The following is an 18,166-nucleotide window of genomic DNA, read 5'->3' as shown; positions in this document are numbered from 1 at the left end:
CCGCGTCCCCGGAGTACGTATGCAAAGAGACATTACTCGCGCCGGGGACTGCTCGAACGTATGAGACTCACCCCGAGGCGGAGCCGCGAGGGCGCCGGCGGGCGCTGGCGGACCCGCCTGGAACGAGTCCTCCTCGTCGCGCTCGCCGTCGCGTACCCCTTCCACTTCAGCTACCAGGGGCCCACCGGCGGCGTGAACGTCAGCTACGGCGACGCCGTCGTCGCCCTGGTGGGGGTGCTGTTCCTCCTCGGCGCCGTCGGTCGCTTCCGCGTCTTCAGATACGCGTGGGCCGTCGCCGCCTTCGTCGGCGTCGCCGTCGTCTCCGTGCTCGTCAACGGCCTCGTCCCGCCCGTCGCCGAGACGTTCTCGTGGACGCCCGCCGTCGCCGAGGTACTGAAACTGCTCGGTGCCGTGGCGTGGATGGTCGCCATCTACGCCCTCTGCGTGACCGACCCGGCGCGGCGGTTCAGGGACTTCTCGCTCGTCTCGGTCGCGCTGGCGGTCGTCTTCGGCGCGTGGAGCGTCTCGATGGTCCTCGCGGGCGCAGTGCGCCACACGGGGCCGTTCACGATGCCGAACGTCTACGCCAACTACCTCCTGCTCAACGTCTTCCTCGCGTGCTACCTCGTCGGCTACTACGGCGTCACCGGGCGGTCGCCGCGGGCGCGCTGGCCGCGCGCCCGGCGCTGGGGGGCGACGCTCGCGCTGTGGACGGTCGTCCCGTTCCTCGCGGGCGCGATGGTCGCCACCGGCTCGCGAGGGGCCGCCATCGGCCTCGCGGTGGGCGGCGTCGCCCTCGCCGTCACCGCCCTCCGGTGGCTCCCCGAGGTGCGCCCCTGGTTCGCGGGGCTCAACGCCGCCGTCTTCGGCGCGTACGCCGTCGGCGGGGTCTACGCCTTCATGCGCTACCAGCCGCGGGTCTTCGACCGCTTCGTGCGCGTGCTCGACGGCGACGCGCGCAACCTCGACAGCCGACTGGAGAACTGGGCCATCGCGTGGGACGCCTTCACCGCGAACCCGCTCCTGGGACTGGGCTACGGCCAGTACCCCGCCCACATGGCCGAGGTCGTCGGCGGGGGCGGCATCGGCGCGCACAACACCTACCTCACCGTCGCGGCGGAGACGGGCATCGTGGGACTGGTCGTGTTGTTAGTGCTGGTGGGGTTGCTGGCGGTCGACGGACTGACGCTCGTCTTCCGGGAGCGCGCGTTCGTCGCCGTCCCCGTCTTCGCCTTCGTCGCGGCCGCGTTCGGCCAGGGCCTCGTCGCCGACGTGAACACCTTCCGCGCGCTCTGGATCGGCGTCGGCGCGCTCGGGGCGTTCTACTACGCGAGCGTCGACCGACCGCTGGATCCGCTTTCTAGCGTGTTTCGACGGTGGGTGGCGGTGGGAGACCCGGAGAGTGTGGTGGGGCGGAAGTTCAGGTCGAGAGTAGACACGTCTGGTCCGTCACAGTGACCGCCCGATAGCGACGGAGTAATCTATTTTTGTCTGAATTGAACGAACCGAATCATATATTCGATGCGGCCACTCACCGCTTAACAATTAATGACGAATATCGCGCTGGTCGTGCTCGACACGCTCAGAAAAGACACGTTCGACGAGTACTTCGACTGGGTACCAGGGCGTAGATACGAGAACGCGTGGTCGACGAGCCATTATACCGTCCCAGCGCACGCGTCGCTGTTCACGGGGAAGTATCCGAGCGAGATCGGAGTCCACGCAAAACACGAAACGCTCGATTGTGACTCGCCGACTCTCGCAGAACAACTCAGTGACGCGGGCTACCGGACCCGTGCCCTCAGCGCCAATCTGCTGGCGTCACCGCTGAACGACTTCGACCGGGGGTTCGACGAGTTCGTTCCAACCGGGAACGCGTCAGGTACTGACGACGACATCTTCAACTGGAGAGACGCGATCGAGAACGCGTCGAATGCAGGCCTACTGAGGGACATCGAAGTCCTTTCTAAGTGCCTACTGAGCGACTCGAAAACGCTGCGGTCGCTCAAATACGGATGGAAAATAAAGACGGATTCCGTCCACAGTGCCGAGGATTCACTCTCGAAAATCGAGCGCATGGAGTTCGGTTCGGACGAGTTCCTCTACGTGAATCTGATGGACGTCCATACACCATACAAGCCCCCGAGGGAGTATCAGACGGTACCGTACGAGGGGGTAAGTATTGAACAATGGGCGGAGTCCGGAGAGCGAAATCCGAACGAGAGGCTAAAAACCGCGTACAACGATTGCGCGCGATATCTGTCGGACAAGTACAGAGAGATCTTCCACGAGCTCGAGGAGCACTTCGATTACATAATCACAGTATCCGACCACGGCGAGCTATTTGGCGAGCACGGCGTCGGACAACACATCTGGGGCGTGTTCCCAGAACTCACACACGTACCGGTCTGTATCAGTGGCTCTCATCGAGAGAACGTGTCGTCTGACCGTCCGACCAGTCTTTTAGACGTGTACCAGACGATATTGGACCTTGCACAGACCGAAAAAGATGCCAGAGGAGAAAGTTTACTTGACTCACCCAGTTCAAACAATTATATCTCTGAGTGCCATGGTCTGAGAATTTCATGGTTGAATAAGTTACAAGAAGCCGGCGTCGAAAGAGAGAGAATAGAGAAATTAGAACAAACAGTACGAGGTGTCGTATTCAAACGCGGTTCGTACGTCTACGAGCAAGCCGAAGGTGATCTAGTTCACGCGGGAGGAGACGATGCAGACACCGCGTTATCGGAGTTCGAGGAGATCGTGAGTGGACTCGACGAGATCTCCGTGGAGGCGGGAGAGCAGCGAGCCTACACAACCGAGGTCCAGTCACAACTGGAAGACCTCGGTTACCTGTAGAGAGGGCGGTCGAGAGTCGTTACAAGTCCATCATCCGACATGACCTCGCCACACGAGACGCCGTACTGGCAGCAAATCAGCGACCGTGAACATCATCCAGCTAATGAACGATAATCCACACATCTGTTTCATCTCGCCGTGGCTCTACAGATACATCGAACAGGAGGACGGGAAGGCGTCGGGCGGGGCGGAGCGCCAGCAACACCTCATCGCGAGCGAACTCCGGGAGCGAGGGTACGACGTCTCCGTCATCGTCGGGGACTTCGGCCAGCCAGAGAGGTACGAGGTCGACGGGTTCGACCTCTGGAAGGGCTGTCCGACGGACGTGGCCGGGCCGCGCGAGATGCTGAACCGGGTGTACCAGCTCCGTAAGACGATGAAGGCCGTCGACGCGGACGTCTACTACGTTCGGGGCGGGCCGCGCCTCCACTTCGTCACGCTCCTGCTCGCCAAGTCGCTCGGGAAGGACCGGCTGTTCTGCATCGCGAACGACTCCGACGTCGATCCCGAGTACCTCGAACGACGCTACGGGAGAGCGTTCACGAAGCTCTACCTCCGGAGCATCGGGGAGACGGAGTACCTCGTCGCCCAGACCGAGCGCCAGCGAGCGCGGATTCGAGAACAGGTCGGCGTCGACCCGACCGTGATTCCCAACGGCTACGACCTCCCGCCGCGCTCGGAGCTACTGGAGCAGGACGACCGCGAGTACGTCCTCTGGATCGGGACGAGCGACCGGGACAAGAAGAAACCGCTGCGTCTCCTCGAATTGGCCGACTCCCTTCCCGAGGAGGAGTTCGTGATGGTCTGCCAGCAGGAGAGCAGCGACGCGTTCTACGCCGAGCTGGCGGGGATAGTCGAGGACCGGCCCAACATGGAGTTCGTTCCCGGCGTGGCTCCCGACGCCATCCACGACTACTACCGCGAGGCGAGCCTGCTCGTCAACACCTCCGACTACGAGGGGTTCCCGAACACGTTCCTCGAAGCGTGGCGCTACGCCGTGCCCGTCGTCTCACAGCGGTTCAGTCTCGACGTCTTCGAGGAGGGTATCGGCATCGAGTCCGGGTCGATGAAGCGACTGGTCGAGGACGTCGGTCGGTTGCAGCGAGACGTGGACGAACGACGCGAGATGGGCGAGCGAGCGCGGGCGTACGTCGAGGAACATTACCAGTTGGAGGCGGTCGTAGACCGGTACGAGGAGGTGTTGAACGGAACCCGGGAGAGAGGAAAGTCGAAGTCAGTCGTCTCGTCGTCCGACTGAGACCAACAGTCGATGAGGGTCGTTCGCACGGTTTTGTAAGGAGCCGCAACCGCGCTAATTATATATTGCCACTCGGAATGAAATAGCACTCATCGGTCGTGATGGGGGTTAAACGAGTACGTCACTATGAGCAGGAATCTATCGACGCGTGATAAACTGCGTGCGCTGTATCGGGTCGCGCTCTTTCGACCGGGCTACGCCGCGGGGGTGATCGCGGCGAGCGTCGTCGCCGCCCTGCTGGAGGGGATCGGCATCAGTTTCCTGTTACCCATCGTCGAGATCGCACAGGGACAGGCCCAGCCCGAGCAGGCGGACGGGATGCTTGGCGCGTTCGCGCAGGTGTACACCTTGCTCGGAATCCCGTTCACGCTGGGCTATCTGGTCGCCGGTGTCCTCCTGATTATGACCGTCCGCTTCACGGCGAGCTTCCTCGTCGGGTGGCTTCGCGCCGCCGTCGAGACGTACTACGTTCGCCACCTACAGGTCAACGCCTTCGAGCGGGCGCTCGACGCTCGCATCGGTTACTTCGACCAGGAGGGCTCCGACGACATCCTGAACGCCATCGTGACGCAGTCGGAGTACGCGGGGCGCGTCATCAAGTACTCGATACAGGCCATCGAGCAGGGACTGCTCTCGTTGATGTACATCTCGATCGCGTTGTACCTCGCGCCAATCCTCACGCTCGTCACCGCCGCGTTCCTCGGTGTCCTGACGTTCGTCTTCCGCAGCGTCCTCGAGCCTGGCTACTCGCTCGGCGACCTGGTCGCGGACGCCAACGAGCGACTACAGGCGTCTGCTCAGGCGGGTACGCAGGGTATCCGTGAAGTGAAACTCTTCGGTATGACCGGCGAACTGTTCGGCAAGTTCACCGAAGCGGTCGACCAGTTTGCGAACTCGCAGATCAAACTCCGTCGAAATCAGGCCGCGATCAAGAACTTCTACCAGCTCGCGACTGCCGTCAGCGTGTTCATGCTCATCTACCTCGCCATCACCTTCGCGTCGCTCTCGCTCGGCGCGCTCGGCGTGTTCCTCTTCGCGATGTTCCGTCTCGGGCCGAAGATCAGTGCGCTCCAGAACCACATCTACCGCGTCGAAGGTGAACTCCCACACCTCGTCCGAACGCAGGAGTTCATCGGCCAACTGGACGAACAGAAAGAGCCGGACGCCGGCGACAGACCAGTTCCGGACCAGCTGGACGAGATCACCTTCGACGACGTGACGTTCTCCTACGAGACGGCGGAGGAGATCGTTCTCCGAGACCTCTCGTTCTCGGTCGACCGGGGCGAGTTCGCGGCGTTCGTCGGACCATCCGGGGCCGGCAAATCGACCATCGTCTCCCTGCTCGTCCGGATGTACGAACCCGACGAGGGGCGAATCACCGCGAACGGAACGCCGATAGACGAGTACGACCTGCGCGAGTGGCGCTCGCGTGTCTCGCTCGTCAGGCAGGACCCCTTCATCTTCAACGATACTCTACGACGGAACATCACCGTCGGGAAGCGAGACGCCACGGAAGAGGAACTGGAACGGGTCTGTGAGATTGCGCAGGTCACGGAGTTCCTTGACGATTTCCCGAGCGGGTACGACACCATCCTCGGTGACAACGGGGTCCGGCTCTCCGGTGGGCAGCGCCAGCGGATCTCGATCGCTCGGGCACTGCTGAAAGACGCCGACCTGCTCATCCTCGACGAGGCGACGAGCGACCTCGACTCGCACCTCGAAGAGAAGGTGCACACGGCGATCGAGGAGATGGAACGGGACTACGCAGTCATCGCTATCGCCCATCGACTTTCGACGGTCGTCGGGGCAGACCGAATCTACACGCTGGAAGACGGGAGGATCACGGAAGAGGGCCCGCATCGCGAACTGCTGTCTCGGGACGGGAAGTACGCCGAATTGTACAGCATACAGTCGTCGGTGCACTAGTTCGGGGACGTCCGGTAACTTTCGAAGCGACGAACCAGTAGCCGACGATAGACGACGGCAGAGGGGGAATTTTCAGCGATTCACCTTCTGCTCGATGAAATCGAGGATGTCACTCGCTCGTTTCGTCCACGTATACTGCTCGACGTCGTTTCGAGCCGTAGCTGCGATTTCCGACGCGAGTTCTCTATCGTCCAGAAGTCTGTTGATCTCGTCGCCGAGCTGATCGGCATCGCCGGGGGGGACGAGCAGCCCGTTTCGTTCGTGCGTCAGCACCTCTTCGATCGTCGGTATCGAACTGGCGACGATGGGGTTGCCGGTCGCCATGTACTCGAACAGTTTGAGCGGGGAGGGCATCCACGCCTCGCGAGTGTACGGCGCGACCAGAACGTCCGCACTGAGCTGGTACGTGTGAATCCGGGACGGTTCGACGAACCCGGTGAACTCAAGGTTATCTGTGGTAGGGACTTGAGACTGTATACGGTCGATGTCCTCCTGATAGCCCCCGACGACGAGGACGGTTCCCTGTATCTCTCGGGCGACTTCAGCGAGAAACTGTACACCTTTTCTCGGGTAGAGGTGACCGGTGTACATCACGAACTTCTCCGCCAGTGGGAGGCCCAGTTCCTCACGGGCGCGTTCTTTGGACGTTCCTCGATACGGAGTGAGGTCGACACCGTCGTGAGCTACGAAGGTGTCGCTCTCGTCGACCATCCCCTCTCGGACCATCTCGTCCTTCAGATAGGTAGTCAGAGGGACGACGCCATCTATGTTTTTGAACATTCGATGCTCGAATCTCGAACCGAGGAGGTTGTGTGGCTCGTGAATGAGCGTCGGAGAACGGCTCTGCGGAAGTCGATGGTACCATTCGGAGAACGCAGCTATCGGGTAGAAAAGCCGACTGTAGATCGTATCTGATCGAGTTATTTCCCCCTCGTATATTTTGTGTAGAAGCCAGTAATTTACCAGTAGTATCTTCGAGATTCCTTCTATTGAATCCGGTATGAATTCCGATTCATCAGAAAGCGTATTGATAGTGCGAATAGAGAATGGATGATTTAGTCCGTAGTAGTCGGAAAGAGAGTCCCATGTTATATTCTGATCCGCGTTTCCATAACTCGGATGAACGAAGCAGATTTCTTCGTCTTTTTCAACAAAAGCATCACACATTTTCATCTGTTGTATTGTGTGAGCTTCTTTACTAGGTAATCGTGCGTTGGAAAGGTAGTATAACATTAGATAACTATTAATATTTATTGAGGTAACCGGGCATCACATGTATCCTAACTTTGCCAATTGTTGTTGAATCTTGTCTTCGTCAACATACTCGTCTCGTTCCCCGGGGCTATTTTGTAAATCATACCACTTTCTATTTATCTCCCGTGCAATTTTTGTTGGGTCCTGAAATCCTTTATATATCTCAGACAATGAGTACATGCGAGATACGATGAATAGCCCTAACTAAACATCATCGGTTTGGGTGAAATAATATATTCATGCTCGTGCATCAAGATAGAGTTCGAGTGAGCTAATCGCTCTGATTTCGTTGCTATGGTCGCGGCCGTCCTGATGTTCCCGCCAAATACGAAGCGGGTCGATTTCAGTATCAATGGTTCGATTACAAAACTTGGAGACCAAGAGATACATCGAGTCCCGCAATTCACAGTCGGTTCGAAATGCTGCCGCGAAATCGATGTAGTTCGTTGCGGGATGGAGATAAGGGATACCCATTTGAGCTGCGATTTCCCGAGCGAGTCCTAATCGTTTACTTCGTATCCAACCCCGAGCCCGGTTAGCCGTGAGTGGAAGACCGAAGTGTGCATCCGTCGGAAGAGAAAATAGTTCCGGGAACGCGTTGAGGAATGCTTCTTTGAATAGATTCCGGTTTTTACGGTGTTGCCGTGGGAGGTTAAGAGCGACATCCAGCCAGCAGGGTCGCAAAAACGGCGTCCGATAGTGATTGGAATGAAGTACGATGGGTGCGATAAGACACTGCTGTCGGAGCGCGAAGTCGAGTTGTTCTTCGTAAGATAACTTCTTTCTCGTAATATAAGGTTCGTCAGGTAGTACCGAGACTGGGTCGAATTGAGAGCTCACAAGCCCGCCACAGTATCGCTCGTGGTCCGCAAAATATTCGCACGCAGCGCCCCAATCCTTGCTGGGCTGATCAGGTTGGTGGCCACCCACAGATGGGTCACCCATAAACCCACTCCAAATCACTGCATCGTCTTCTACAAGGGTTGGAATCTGAGAGTTGACATACCCGTCGAGTACTCGACCGGGGGTTTTTCGACTCGCGGCATATTCTCGAATCGAGCCGAGCGACCAGTCGAATGATCCAACAGACAAATCGATTGCAGTATTACTGACACCAGCGACTTCCGCTACTTGTCGTCCTATTTCCAAGTCCCATGTCCCTGGTGAACCAAAACTAATAGTATGAATATCTGATAAATCTACTGCTGGATGGTCCAACAGACCACCGAGTATGGCACGAGAGTCGAGACCGGCACTCAGAGGGACAACGTGGGTCGTCTCACAATCTGTAAGAGCCAGTTCTGCATCAATCGCTTCACCGAATGCATGCTGGACATTGGTAACGAGTTCATCGCGGTCTAGTGTCGGTACTTGCGCCGACGCAGATCGTGAAATGACATCTGGGAGACTACTACGTGCGCAAACGGGATAATAACCGAAATAGAGGACACTGTCGATTAGATCATTCATTTCTACGTGGTGAGAGATCGATAGCTGTATTCGATTTGGGCTGTAGTATACGTCATCGTTAGCTAAGACGTCTAGCACACACCTCAAGTACTTTCGCAAATTTCTTTTTTCGAATTAAGCTCAACAGAGTTACTAAATTTTTACTCAATCGATCTACTACTATAGTCGTGTCCGCACCAGTAAAGTATACTCTCTTCCCACTCTGGCGATTTATTTCGTCCACTGCCTGCCTAACATCCGCAGATTTGCTAGCACCATGCCCTTCGAGATCAATTAATCGACCATGAAATACTTTCACGGGGCGGCTGACGCAGCCAGGCGACCTGAAAAGACAGTTGTACTCGCGTGACAGAGTATGAACACGGGTGTCAGATTCGAACAAGGCCCGCTTGAACGACGCCTGATCCGGAGGATGCTCCATAACTCTCTCATCGTATTCGTATGCCTTTACCCACTCTTTGAATAAATTATCTGTGTGCGAATTGGAACAGTACGCGATGAGTCCGGTGTTATATTCTGGAATACCCATAGGTAGCGTAGTCAGGGGATGGTCAGGCGGTATTTCGATACCGCCAAAGTCGTAATCGCTGATATTATGAGCAGCCGCCAAGTCCCAGTGTCCTAATATATCGAACAACTCACTTATATCGTCCTCAACGTGTATATCAGTATCTAAATATATCGTCCTATCAAAAGGAGATTTCGAAATATTATATACTTTTTCACCGAAATCATGTGAATTGTCGGAGGATTCAATAGTGATGTCGAATATACTCGGGACATCGTTCTCGGAGTCAGTTATAATAGCAATCGGTATATCTCCCATCGAAGCACGGGCACTTCTAGCAGAAACCGTTGCTTCCTCCACGAAGCGCTGTTCAGTAGCAATATATAGGATACCCCGCTCAGAAGATGCAACCCTCGAACTCTCATGCATTAAGCTTCTATCGAAGTCCAATATCCATATAGATTGGTTTTTGCAAATTCTAATTATCAAATAAGTTATTCTCAATATCTGAAAGACAGATGCCGTTTTTGAAAGTACAGCCGTCACCTCTCGGCTCAAGCGACAGTCGACCTAGGACATTCAGGATTCGAAACGTGTGAATCACCTGTCGGCCCGAATGAATCTCGTCGAACTGGTCTCGGGACATGATTCCCCAGATCGGATTCCCGTCGTACGTTCGGGGTGACATGTACTCTCGATAGATTCGTTCTACCGGGTCTTTCAGTGGCGTTCCGGTGAGAACCCGCTCGATTTTTCGAACCCACGAGGATCGCTCGTGAAACGACGTCTCGACCTCAGAGATCGAACGATCAGCCACGTCTGCATACAGTTCTTTGGTATAGCGTTCGTAGAGTGAACGGTCGTAGCGGTGTTCGGGAGCGACTGTCAGCCAGAAGTTCACGAACTCAGTGTCCCAGAGCGGGTGCCACCAGTCGTATCCCCAGAAGTCGAACAGTCCATTCCGTAGGATGTGTTTCGCTTGTCTTTCCTGCCAGTCCCAGAGTTCGAACGCATCAATGACGTCGTCTCGCGTCGAGAGGCCGTCGATGTCCGTCGCCCTGACGATTCTGTCGCGGAAGACCTCGTCGAATTCGGAACTCCACTCGAAGAGTTCGTAATGGTTCGAGAGAATCGAATCGATGTACTGTTCGAGACTTCCATTATTTGCGTCGATCAACGATGCAGGGATATGATCCCCAGTCGTCGAGGCGGCGTCACCAGTTACGAAGACGGAATCTTCCGGGACTCTACCGTCTTCGGACAGTTTTTTCAACGCAATCGCGGGCCCGATCGTCGGTACTGCGTCGATGATACCAGCGTTCCGGTCAAGTTCGACTCGTTTGTCGGAGTGGTACCACTCGCGCCACTCGTCGTGGTCCTGAGTGACGTAGACCCATTCGAGTCCGAGTGAATCGGCGATCTCCTCACAGTACTTCGACTCGTCACCCGAATACTCGTAGGTGAACGCGATCGTGTTCTCGTACTCCAAGCGAGCGAGCATCGTCGCGAGGAGCCGAGAGTCGTAACCCGCGCTCATGTTGAGTACGATCGGTCGACCGTCTGCGTAGTCGATGAGCCGCGAGAAGGCGGCGACGAGAACGTCGTCCAGATCAGAGAGGAGTTCTCTGGTCGTCGATTCCCTGGGAGTTTCGTGTCGGTACCGGTAGTACTGTTCTCGGTGTGCGGGAGCAGACGCATCCTCACTGAGTACGACGAACTCTCCGGCTTGGACCTGATAGATGTCGTCGAACAGGGTATCGCGACCGGTAACGTATCCCGTGACGATGTACTCCGCTTCGTGTACTGGGTCGCGATTCGAGCGGCCGACGCGGTCGACGATTTGGGAACTGTCCGTCCCGACGAGGACACCGTCTGTCGAGTTCGTGTAGAATAACGGAATACTCTGTATCCTGTCGGTCGCGAGAACCAGGTCGCCATCGACTTCGGTGATTAGGGCGAAGAACCCATTTACGGACCGCAACTTGTCGACCAGTTCGCGTGTGGAGTTCGCGCCCTCGAAGAACGTGCACAGGCGTTCCGTGCTGTAGCACTCCCCAGCGACGAAACCACTCCCCCGAACGCTGGTACTCTCGACAGTCGACCACTCAGATTCGTAGGTCAAGCAGTATTCAGACTTCGTTGAGTTCACGTGATGGTATACCCCTTACCTGCCACTGCTCAGGTCAACTCTATAGAACTTCTCGTTCACAGTTCGCGGCGCGACAGGTGACGGTCAGACGTAATCCATGAATGAGGCGGTTCGAATACCGTTTCCCAGAGCGGAGTATCTATAAATCACTAATGCAACTACTGGACCAAATGGTCGCCCTCCCTATCGTCCTCGCATTCTTGGTGTTACTCGGCACGGCTTATTTGTACGATAACAAGACGTTCAGAGTACTGGCCCCGCTCGCCCTGGTACTCCATCTCGTCGTTGGTCTCGTTATCCTTCCGGAACTACCCTACACGTGGGACATCGGAAACTATCACAACGCTGCGACCACGATACTCGGAGACACACCTCCGGAGGCATCGAGTCGTGTCGCAGCGTTCGGCTCCCTCCAGGCCATCTTCTACGCCGCGTTCGAACCACGGACCGAGACGATGGTCGTGGTCAACTCCTTCCTGGCCGTCCTCCTGCCCATCCCCGCAGTCTCGCTCGCGAGGTCGCTCTACCCCTCCGCGAAGAGCTGGGAGGGTGCAATCGTCGCGCTGGTCCTGTTCTTCCCCGTCTCGTTCCTCTTTCTGACGCTCCCCATGCGGATGTCTATCTCGATGATACTCGCCTTCTCGGTACTCGCGCTCATCGTCCGGTCGTTCGTCGAGTACGAACTGTGGCCGACCGCGCTCGCGTTCCCGATGATCGGGATACTCACGCTCATCCGCCCCGAGCTGGGCCTGATCATCACCGTCGCGTCGGTCGGCGCAGTCGTCGTCCACATCGCCGACTACGTAATCGAACGGGACATCACGATCCCGATGCTCTCGGTGTTCGCGGTACCGGTCGGGGCGCTCGGGTTCGCCGGGTTCACTCGTTTCTTCTCGCTAAAGACGCTCGAAGAGGAACGAGACTGGCGCGCACAGGGTGGCGCGGCGTACCTCCAGGACATGAGCTACGAGTCGTGGACCGACGTCCTCCTCTCCGCGCCTCTCCGGGGAATCTACTTCCAGTTCGCCCCCTTCCCCTGGCAGGTCGAGTCGACGTTCCACCTCCTCGGTCTGAGTTCGCTCCCCATCCTGCTCGTCCTGAGCGCGCTCGCGCTCTACTCCTTCGTGAGGAAAGAGACGGACGTCACCGTCGCGATGCTCCTCCTGACCGTCTACTTCGGCGGCATCGTCGGCTACGGCCTCGTCAACTCGAACTTCGGGACGAACGTCCGCCATCGAATCATCTTCAACTTCCTGCTCGTAATCTTCGCAGGACCGGCGTTCTACGACAGCAAACAGCTACTCGCGCGGAAATACGAAAGTTGGCGCGAGTAGCGCGCTGACGCCGACGAGGAGGGCGACGAGGTAGAAGATCAGTCGATAGGAGGGCAACCCGGTGGTGAATATCCAGACGAAGCCGACGACGGAGAGTATCCACGCGTCGACCCGGAGCGCGGTCGCGACCATCGAGGCGTCGAGAGTGACCATGTACGGACAGAGACAGTCAATAGAGTGTAAATGTTGGCGTTTTCGACCGATGAAGTGGGCCGCAATCGACCGAACGAAAGCACTCACGACATAGGTGGTCCACGGTATCAAACAAGCTTTATATTCAGCACCATACACCCTCTTTAATAATGCCGAGTCCTCCCGCCGGTCCGACCACCTGCGGTATTCGTCTCCGTACCGAGGACTCCCCCCTCTCCACCGACGGTGTCCACCGTGCCTGACGTCGCCCTCGTCCACCCGGAACTCCACCGCAACCGCGGCGGCGCGGAGGCCGTCGCCGCGGCCACCATCGACGCCCTCGAAGCCGACCACGACCTCACCGTCTTCGCCTTCGGGGACCCCGACGTCGAGGTGCTGAACCACTGCTTCGGTTCGTCCATCAGTAGTCGAGCCCTCTCCACCGTCACTCCCTCGCCCTCCCTCCTCTCGAACCTCAGCGCCCGTCGCCCCGAGGGGAAGTTCGGCCTTCTGGAGAGCGCCGTCGTCGTCCGCACCCTCCTCGACCACGCGTCCGAGTTCGACCTCGTCGTCAGCACCAAACCCGAACTCCCCCTCGCGCGAAGCGTCCAGTACGTCCACCACCCCGTGTTCTTTCCCCCTACGACCCCCGACGAGGGGAGCCGCGCGAGCACGCCCGACCGCGCCTATCGCACCCTCTGCAGACGCCTCGCGGGCTTCGACTCCAGCGCCACCTACCACCCGAAGCGCCTCCTCACGAACGCCGCGTGGACCGCGGGCGTCCTCGAAGCCACCTACGACGTCCCGGCAGACGTCGTCCACCCACCCGTCCGCGTCGGTGACTTCGACGGCCGCCCGTGGGACGAGCGAGAGGACGGATTCGTCTGCGTGAGCAAACTCGTCCCCGACAAGCGCGTCCACGCCTGCATCGACGTCGTCGGTCGGCTCCGCGAGCGCGGCCACGACGTCCACCTCCACGTCGTCGGCGACGGGCGGGGCGAGTACGCCCGGCGCGTCCGCGAGTACTGCCGTCGCCGCGACTGGCTGACGTGCGAGGGGTTCGTCGCCCGCGACCGACTCGTCTCCCTCCTCGAACGCCATCGATATGGAATCCACGGCAAGCGCTACGAGCACTTCGGCATCACCGTCGCGGAGATGGTCGCCGCGGGGATGCTCCCGTTCGTCCCCGCGACGGGCGGTCAGGCCGAGACCGTCGGCGACGCCGACCTGCTCACCTACCGGGACGCGGACGAGGCCGTCGAGAACGCACATGCGCTCCTCTCGGACCCGGCGCACCGCGAGGTAGTACGGACGCTCCCCGACCCCGAGCGGTTCGCCGCCGGCACGTTCGAGACGCGAATGCGAGGCATCGTCCGCGAGGCGCTATGACCACGCCGTCGCTGGCGGCGCTCCTGCGCGCGGACGCAGACTGCTCGCGGACGGACGTCCTCGCCACCGTCGCGCTGCTCGTCTGCGGGCTGTTCCTGTTCGCGCCGCTGGCCACCCGTGCGGACGTGACGCCGCTCTACGCCGTCGTCGCCGCGCTCGCGGGCGTCTACGCCTACCTCGCGGCCCGTCGACAGCTCCTCGGCGGGAGCGTCGTCCTCCTGGTCACCCTCGCGACGTTCTCCGCCGACTACCCCCTTACCGGGCGTGCGGGGGAGTACGCCTCCCAGCTCGGCCCGAAGCTCTGGCTCTTCCAGGGGCCGCTGCTTCTGGCGCTCGGCCTGCTCGTGTTGCACCGCGACCGCCTGCCCCGCGACCTCCCGCCCGCGGGCGTCGCCCTCGGCCTGTTCGCCCTCTGGACGCTCGTCCCCGTCGCCCTCGGCCGGCCGCTCGACACCCGCGCGGCGGTGTACTTCGCCCTCCTCGTCGGCCAGTGCTGGCTGACCTACGTCGCCGTCTACTACACGGTACGGAGCGGGGCGCTCGGCCCCCGCGCCGTCCCGCTCGCGCTGGTGGTCGTGCTCTGCGCCCACCTCCTGCTCGCGGTCGCGCAGGTGGTCAACGGCGACTCCTTCGGCCTCTCGACGCTCGGCGAACCCGTCGACAACGCGTTCGAGGCGGTCGGCCCGTTCCGCTCGGGGACCCACGTCGCCGGGTTCACGGGCATGTCCTACCGGCTGGCGGCGCTCGCGACGCTGCTCGTCCCCGTCGGCGTCGGCCTGCTCGCCGAGCGCTGGCGCGCCGGCGCGCTCCCCCTCGCGGTCGGCGGTGTCGGCGCGACCGGCGCGCTCCTCGCGCTGACGTACACGAGCGCCGGCCAGGCCGCCTACCTCGTCGCCTGCGTCGCGCTCCTCGTCGCCTTCGCCTGCGACGCCCTCGGCCTGCTCGAGCGACGCTCGGTCGTCTTCGGCTGCGCCCTCCTCGGCTACCTCGCGCTCGTGGCCGCCATCGTCGCCGTCACGCGCGCGCCGGAACTGCTCCTGTCGGTCGCCGACGCCCTCCCGCTGGTCGACGCGCGCAACCTCGACAGCCGCCTCGCGCAGTACCGCGCGGGGTTCGCGCTCGCCGCCGACCACCCCGTCGCCGGCATCGGCGGCGGCAACTTCGTCGAACACGCCCACGAATTCGGCGCGAACCGCAGACCCATCCACAGCGCCTACCTCTCGCTCGCGGCCGAGACGGGGCTGGTCGGCCTGCTGCTCTACGTCGGCGCACAGGTGTCGGTGCTCGCGAGCGCCGCCACCTCGGTCGCGGAGCGCTCGCTGCCCGCCCTCGGCTTCCTCTGTGGCTTCCTCGGCCTCACCACCCTCGCCGTCTTCGACCACCTGACGCTGCTCAGTTACGTCTGTGCGATACCGCTGTGGGGGCTCTGCGCGGCCGTCGACGCCGAGGCGGCGGGGACGAACGCAGGTACGGACGCGGCGGCACGAGGCGCGGGGGGCGTCGCTCAGGCGACGCGCGCGAGGAACGACTCGTAGTCGGCGACGTACGAGCGCAGCGAGAACGACTCGACGATTCGACGCCGCCCACGCTCGCCCATCGCCCGTCGCTCGTCGGGGTTCGAGAGCAGGCGCTCGACGGCCGCCGCCAGGTCCGCCGGCTCGCCGGGGTCGACCAGCAGGCCGGTGACGCCGTCTGCGACGACGTCCGCCGTCCCGCCGACGTCCGTCGCGACCACCGGGAGTTCCATCGCCGACGCCTCCCGGACCGCCCCCGGGATGCCCTCGTTGTGCGAGGGGAGGACGAAGACGTCGAGACCGGCGAGGTACGACGGGACGTCCTCGACCCAGCCGAGGAAGGAGACCCGCTCGGTGAGGCCGTAGGCCTCGCGCTGCGCGAGCAGGTCCGCCAGGTGCGCCTCGTCCTCCGGTCGGGCAGGCGCCCCGGCGACGGCGAAGACGACGTCGTCGCGCGACTCGGCGAGGAGGCGGGCCGCGGCGAGGAGGTCGTCGAGCCCCTTCCGCGGGTTGATGAGGGCGGCGGTGCCGACGCGGAGCGGCCGGTCGCCCTCACCCTGGCCGACGCTCCACTCGTCGACCCACCCGGACGACGACGCGCGCTCGTCCGCCCCGCCGGTCGCCCCCTCGTCGGCCCCGCTCGCCTCCACCCCACCGGCCTCGACCCGCCGCGGGTCGAACTCCTCGGTGTCGATACCCTTGTGGAAGACGACGAGCTTCTCGCGGTACGCGCGGTACTGCGCCGCCGTGAACCCCCGTCGCGCCTGTCGGCGCGACTCGATGAACGCGTAGTCGGTCGTCGCGAGCGCGAGGCGGTTGAGGTGGCGAACCGCCCCCGTCGACTCGCGCAGGAGGCCGATGTTCCAGACCACGGGTGCCGACCCCGCCAGCGAGGCCGGGAGGGCGGTCAGGTACGTCCGCAGGCCGTTACACCAGAGCACGTCGGCGCGGGCGAAGACGTCGCGCGCCTCGGCGTTGAACTGGAGTATCCTGAACCCCAGCCGTGGCACGCGCCTCGGCCCGGCGTCCAGCAATCCGCCGTCGTACGTGTCGAGCACCCCCCGGTAGGGGACGACGCGCACCTCGACGCCGGCCTCGCGAGCGCGACGCGCCACGCCGTCCTCGCGCTGGGTCAACAGCACCGGCTCGAACCGCTCGCGGTCGAGGCGCTCGAGCAGGCGCAGGAGCATCTTCGACCCGCCGCCGAGCGAGTCGTACCCGGTGCGAAAGAAGACGACCGTGACGCGCTCGCCGCCGGCGCTCATCCGACGAGCGCGCGCAGTTCGCGGGTCGTCTCCTCGACGGTCCGGTCCCAGCGGTACTCCGGGGAGAGGTCGACGTCGTCGGGGCGCTCGCGGAGGAACGTTTCGAGCGCCGACGTGAACCCGGAGACGTCGTCGAGGGGGACGAGACGGAGGTACGGCGAGTCGACGGTGCGGACCTGTTCGAGGTCGCTCGCGACGACGGGCGTCCCGGAGGCGAGCGACTCCAGCACCGTCCGGGGGACGCCCTCGGCCCGACTCGGGAGCATCATCGCGTCCGCGCTCCGGTAGACCGCCGGCATCTCCTCCTGGTCGACGTAGCCGAGGAACTCGACGTCGGCGGCTAGCTCCCCGGCGAGGCGACGCAAGTCACCCTCCAGCGGCCCCTCCCCGCAGAGGTAGAGCGTCACGTCCGGGAACGTCGCGGCGAGGCGGTCGACGGCGCGCAGCACCGTCTCGGGACGCTTGCCCTCGACGAGTCGGCCGACGAAGACGACCGACGGCACGTCGGGGTCGACGAGGTCGCTCTCCGGCCCCTCGGGCGCGTAGCGCTCGGTGTCGATGCCGTTCGAGACGACGCGAATCTCGCTGCCGACGTCGAACTCGCGCACCCGGCGGCGGTCGACGTCGGTGTAGCAGAACACCCTGTCGGCGCGGTTGAACGTCCAGCGCCCGAGCGACTTGAGGTAGGCGTCGAACACCCACTCGGGGGCGTTCTGCGAGTAGAGACCGTGGTTCGTGATGGCGAGCGGGGGGCCGCCCACTCGTCGGCGGAGCGCCGCGAGGTTCGTCGAGAAGTAGAGGTGCGAGTGGGCGTGGACGACGTCGAACTCGTCGGCCCGGCGCAGGTAGTTCGCGACGCCGAGGGAGATGCCGTTGCCCGCGAGCGTCGTCGTCGGGGCGCGCTTGACCACGCGGTAGCCGTCGCGGCGCGTGACCCCCGCCTCCTCGTCGTCGTCCGCGAGGGTGAGTACCGTCACGTCGTGTCCCGCCGCCGCCTGGTCCCGACTCAGCGCGTGGACGTGGTAGGGACCACCGCCCCTCACCTCCGGGTAGACCTTCTGGGCGACCCTCAGAATCCTCATCGTTCCAATGAGTTCTTCCGACGCGC

General features: G+C 61.5%; 14 protein-coding genes. 7 read left to right on the top strand and 7 right to left on the bottom strand.

What is annotated here, in order from left to right:
* Positions 1-60 precede the first annotated feature (60 nt).
* The 4 genes from P1Y20_RS01075 (at position 61) to P1Y20_RS01060 (ending at position 6,043) form a co-directional block, all read left to right on the top strand.
* Entirely contained in the window at positions 61-1,458 is a 1,398-nt protein-coding gene (locus tag P1Y20_RS01075) for an O-antigen ligase family protein (RefSeq protein WP_304446805.1), read from the top strand.
* A 90-nt stretch (positions 1,459-1,548) separates the two neighbouring features.
* Complete coding sequence (locus P1Y20_RS01070) at positions 1,549-2,859, top strand: sulfatase-like hydrolase/transferase (RefSeq protein ID WP_304446804.1); 1,311 nt, start codon at positions 1,549-1,551, stop codon at positions 2,857-2,859.
* Between the two features lie 103 nt (positions 2,860-2,962).
* Entirely contained in the window at positions 2,963-4,117 is a 1,155-nt protein-coding gene (locus P1Y20_RS01065) for a glycosyltransferase family 4 protein (protein ID WP_304446803.1), read from the top strand.
* A 126-nt stretch (positions 4,118-4,243) separates the two neighbouring features.
* Positions 4,244-6,043 (top strand): ABC transporter ATP-binding protein, encoded by a 1,800-nt coding sequence (locus P1Y20_RS01060; RefSeq protein ID WP_304446802.1) that lies wholly within the window; start codon positions 4,244-4,246, stop codon positions 6,041-6,043.
* Between the two features lie 72 nt (positions 6,044-6,115).
* On the opposite strand, the gene P1Y20_RS01055 is transcribed toward P1Y20_RS01060, so the two are convergent.
* The 4 genes from P1Y20_RS01055 to P1Y20_RS01040 form a co-directional block, all read right to left on the bottom strand.
* On the bottom strand, positions 6,116-6,823 hold the full coding sequence (locus tag P1Y20_RS01055; RefSeq protein WP_304446801.1) for a glycosyltransferase family 4 protein: 708 nt from the start codon (positions 6,821-6,823) through the stop codon (positions 6,116-6,118).
* A 711-nt stretch (positions 6,824-7,534) separates the two neighbouring features.
* Positions 7,535-8,767, bottom strand: a complete 1,233-nt coding sequence (locus P1Y20_RS01050; RefSeq protein WP_304446800.1) for an adenine nucleotide alpha hydrolase family protein — start codon at positions 8,765-8,767, stop codon at positions 7,535-7,537.
* Between the two features lie 58 nt (positions 8,768-8,825).
* Positions 8,826-9,704: a glycosyltransferase family protein gene (locus tag P1Y20_RS01045; RefSeq protein ID WP_304446799.1), complete on the bottom strand. Its 879-nt coding sequence runs from the start codon at positions 9,702-9,704 to the stop codon at positions 8,826-8,828.
* A gap of 49 nt (positions 9,705-9,753) precedes the next feature.
* Positions 9,754-11,424, bottom strand: a complete 1,671-nt coding sequence (locus P1Y20_RS01040; protein WP_304446798.1) for a hypothetical protein — start codon at positions 11,422-11,424, stop codon at positions 9,754-9,756.
* 455 nt (positions 11,425-11,879) lie between these two features.
* On the opposite strand from P1Y20_RS01040, the gene P1Y20_RS01035 reads away from it, so the two are divergent.
* The gene (locus P1Y20_RS01035) at positions 11,880-12,758 is read left to right on the top strand and encodes a hypothetical protein (protein WP_304446797.1); all 879 of its coding nucleotides are present in this window, start codon (positions 11,880-11,882) and stop codon (positions 12,756-12,758) included.
* On the opposite strand, the gene P1Y20_RS01030 is transcribed toward P1Y20_RS01035, so the two are convergent.
* Entirely contained in the window at positions 12,723-12,911 is a 189-nt protein-coding gene (locus tag P1Y20_RS01030; RefSeq protein WP_304446796.1) for a hypothetical protein, read from the bottom strand. The genes P1Y20_RS01035 and P1Y20_RS01030 overlap by 36 nt on opposite strands.
* A 234-nt stretch (positions 12,912-13,145) precedes the next feature.
* Here P1Y20_RS01030 and P1Y20_RS01025 point away from each other — a divergent pair, with 234 nt between their 5' ends.
* On the top strand, positions 13,146-14,279 hold the full coding sequence (locus tag P1Y20_RS01025) for a glycosyltransferase family 4 protein (protein WP_304446795.1): 1,134 nt from the start codon (positions 13,146-13,148) through the stop codon (positions 14,277-14,279).
* The gene (locus tag P1Y20_RS01020; protein ID WP_304446794.1) at positions 14,276-15,814 is read left to right on the top strand and encodes an O-antigen ligase family protein; all 1,539 of its coding nucleotides are present in this window, start codon (positions 14,276-14,278) and stop codon (positions 15,812-15,814) included. Before P1Y20_RS01025 ends, P1Y20_RS01020 begins: the two co-directional genes overlap by 4 nt.
* Here the strand turns inward: P1Y20_RS01020 and P1Y20_RS01015 are convergent.
* Both P1Y20_RS01015 and P1Y20_RS01010 read right to left on the bottom strand, forming a co-directional pair.
* On the bottom strand, positions 15,784-17,058 hold the full coding sequence (locus P1Y20_RS01015; RefSeq protein WP_304446793.1) for a glycosyltransferase: 1,275 nt from the start codon (positions 17,056-17,058) through the stop codon (positions 15,784-15,786). The two genes, P1Y20_RS01020 and P1Y20_RS01015, sit on opposite strands and share 31 nt — an antisense overlap.
* A complete protein-coding gene (locus P1Y20_RS01010; protein WP_304446792.1) occupies positions 17,055-18,140 on the bottom strand; it encodes a glycosyltransferase family 4 protein in 1,086 nt (361 codons plus the stop codon). Before P1Y20_RS01010 ends, P1Y20_RS01015 begins: the two co-directional genes overlap by 4 nt.
* Positions 18,141-18,166: the final 26 nt, after the last annotated feature.

It is taken from the genome of Halomarina ordinaria (assembly GCF_030553305.1).
In the GTDB taxonomy this organism is placed as follows: domain Archaea; phylum Halobacteriota; class Halobacteria; order Halobacteriales; family Haloarculaceae; genus Halomarina; species Halomarina ordinaria.
The sequence above is the reverse complement of the archived record's forward strand: the minus strand, read 5'-3'. Positions and strand labels throughout refer to the sequence as shown.

What these genes read in the sequence shown, in the direction of transcription:
- P1Y20_RS01075 (WP_304446805.1), top strand. Translation starts at nt 61, where the DNA reads ATGAGACTCACCCCGAGGCGGAGCCGCGAGGGCGCCGGCGGGCGCTGG.
- P1Y20_RS01070 (WP_304446804.1), top strand. Translation starts at nt 1,549, where the DNA reads ATGACGAATATCGCGCTGGTCGTGCTCGACACGCTCAGAAAAGACACG.
- P1Y20_RS01065 (WP_304446803.1), top strand. Translation starts at nt 2,963, where the DNA reads ATGAACGATAATCCACACATCTGTTTCATCTCGCCGTGGCTCTACAGA.
- P1Y20_RS01060 (WP_304446802.1), top strand. Translation starts at nt 4,244, where the DNA reads ATGAGCAGGAATCTATCGACGCGTGATAAACTGCGTGCGCTGTATCGG.
- P1Y20_RS01055 (WP_304446801.1), bottom strand. Translation starts at nt 6,823, where the DNA reads ATGTTCAAAAACATAGATGGCGTCGTCCCTCTGACTACCTATCTGAAG.
- P1Y20_RS01050 (WP_304446800.1), bottom strand. Translation starts at nt 8,767, where the DNA reads ATGAATGATCTAATCGACAGTGTCCTCTATTTCGGTTATTATCCCGTT.
- P1Y20_RS01045 (WP_304446799.1), bottom strand. Translation starts at nt 9,704, where the DNA reads ATGCATGAGAGTTCGAGGGTTGCATCTTCTGAGCGGGGTATCCTATAT.
- P1Y20_RS01035 (WP_304446797.1), top strand. Translation starts at nt 11,880, where the DNA reads ATGGTCGTGGTCAACTCCTTCCTGGCCGTCCTCCTGCCCATCCCCGCA.
- P1Y20_RS01030 (WP_304446796.1), bottom strand. Translation starts at nt 12,911, where the DNA reads ATGGTCACTCTCGACGCCTCGATGGTCGCGACCGCGCTCCGGGTCGAC.
- P1Y20_RS01020 (WP_304446794.1), top strand. Translation starts at nt 14,276, where the DNA reads ATGACCACGCCGTCGCTGGCGGCGCTCCTGCGCGCGGACGCAGACTGC.
- P1Y20_RS01015 (WP_304446793.1), bottom strand. Translation starts at nt 17,058, where the DNA reads ATGAGCGCCGGCGGCGAGCGCGTCACGGTCGTCTTCTTTCGCACCGGG.
- P1Y20_RS01010 (WP_304446792.1), bottom strand. Translation starts at nt 18,140, where the DNA reads ATGAGGATTCTGAGGGTCGCCCAGAAGGTCTACCCGGAGGTGAGGGGC.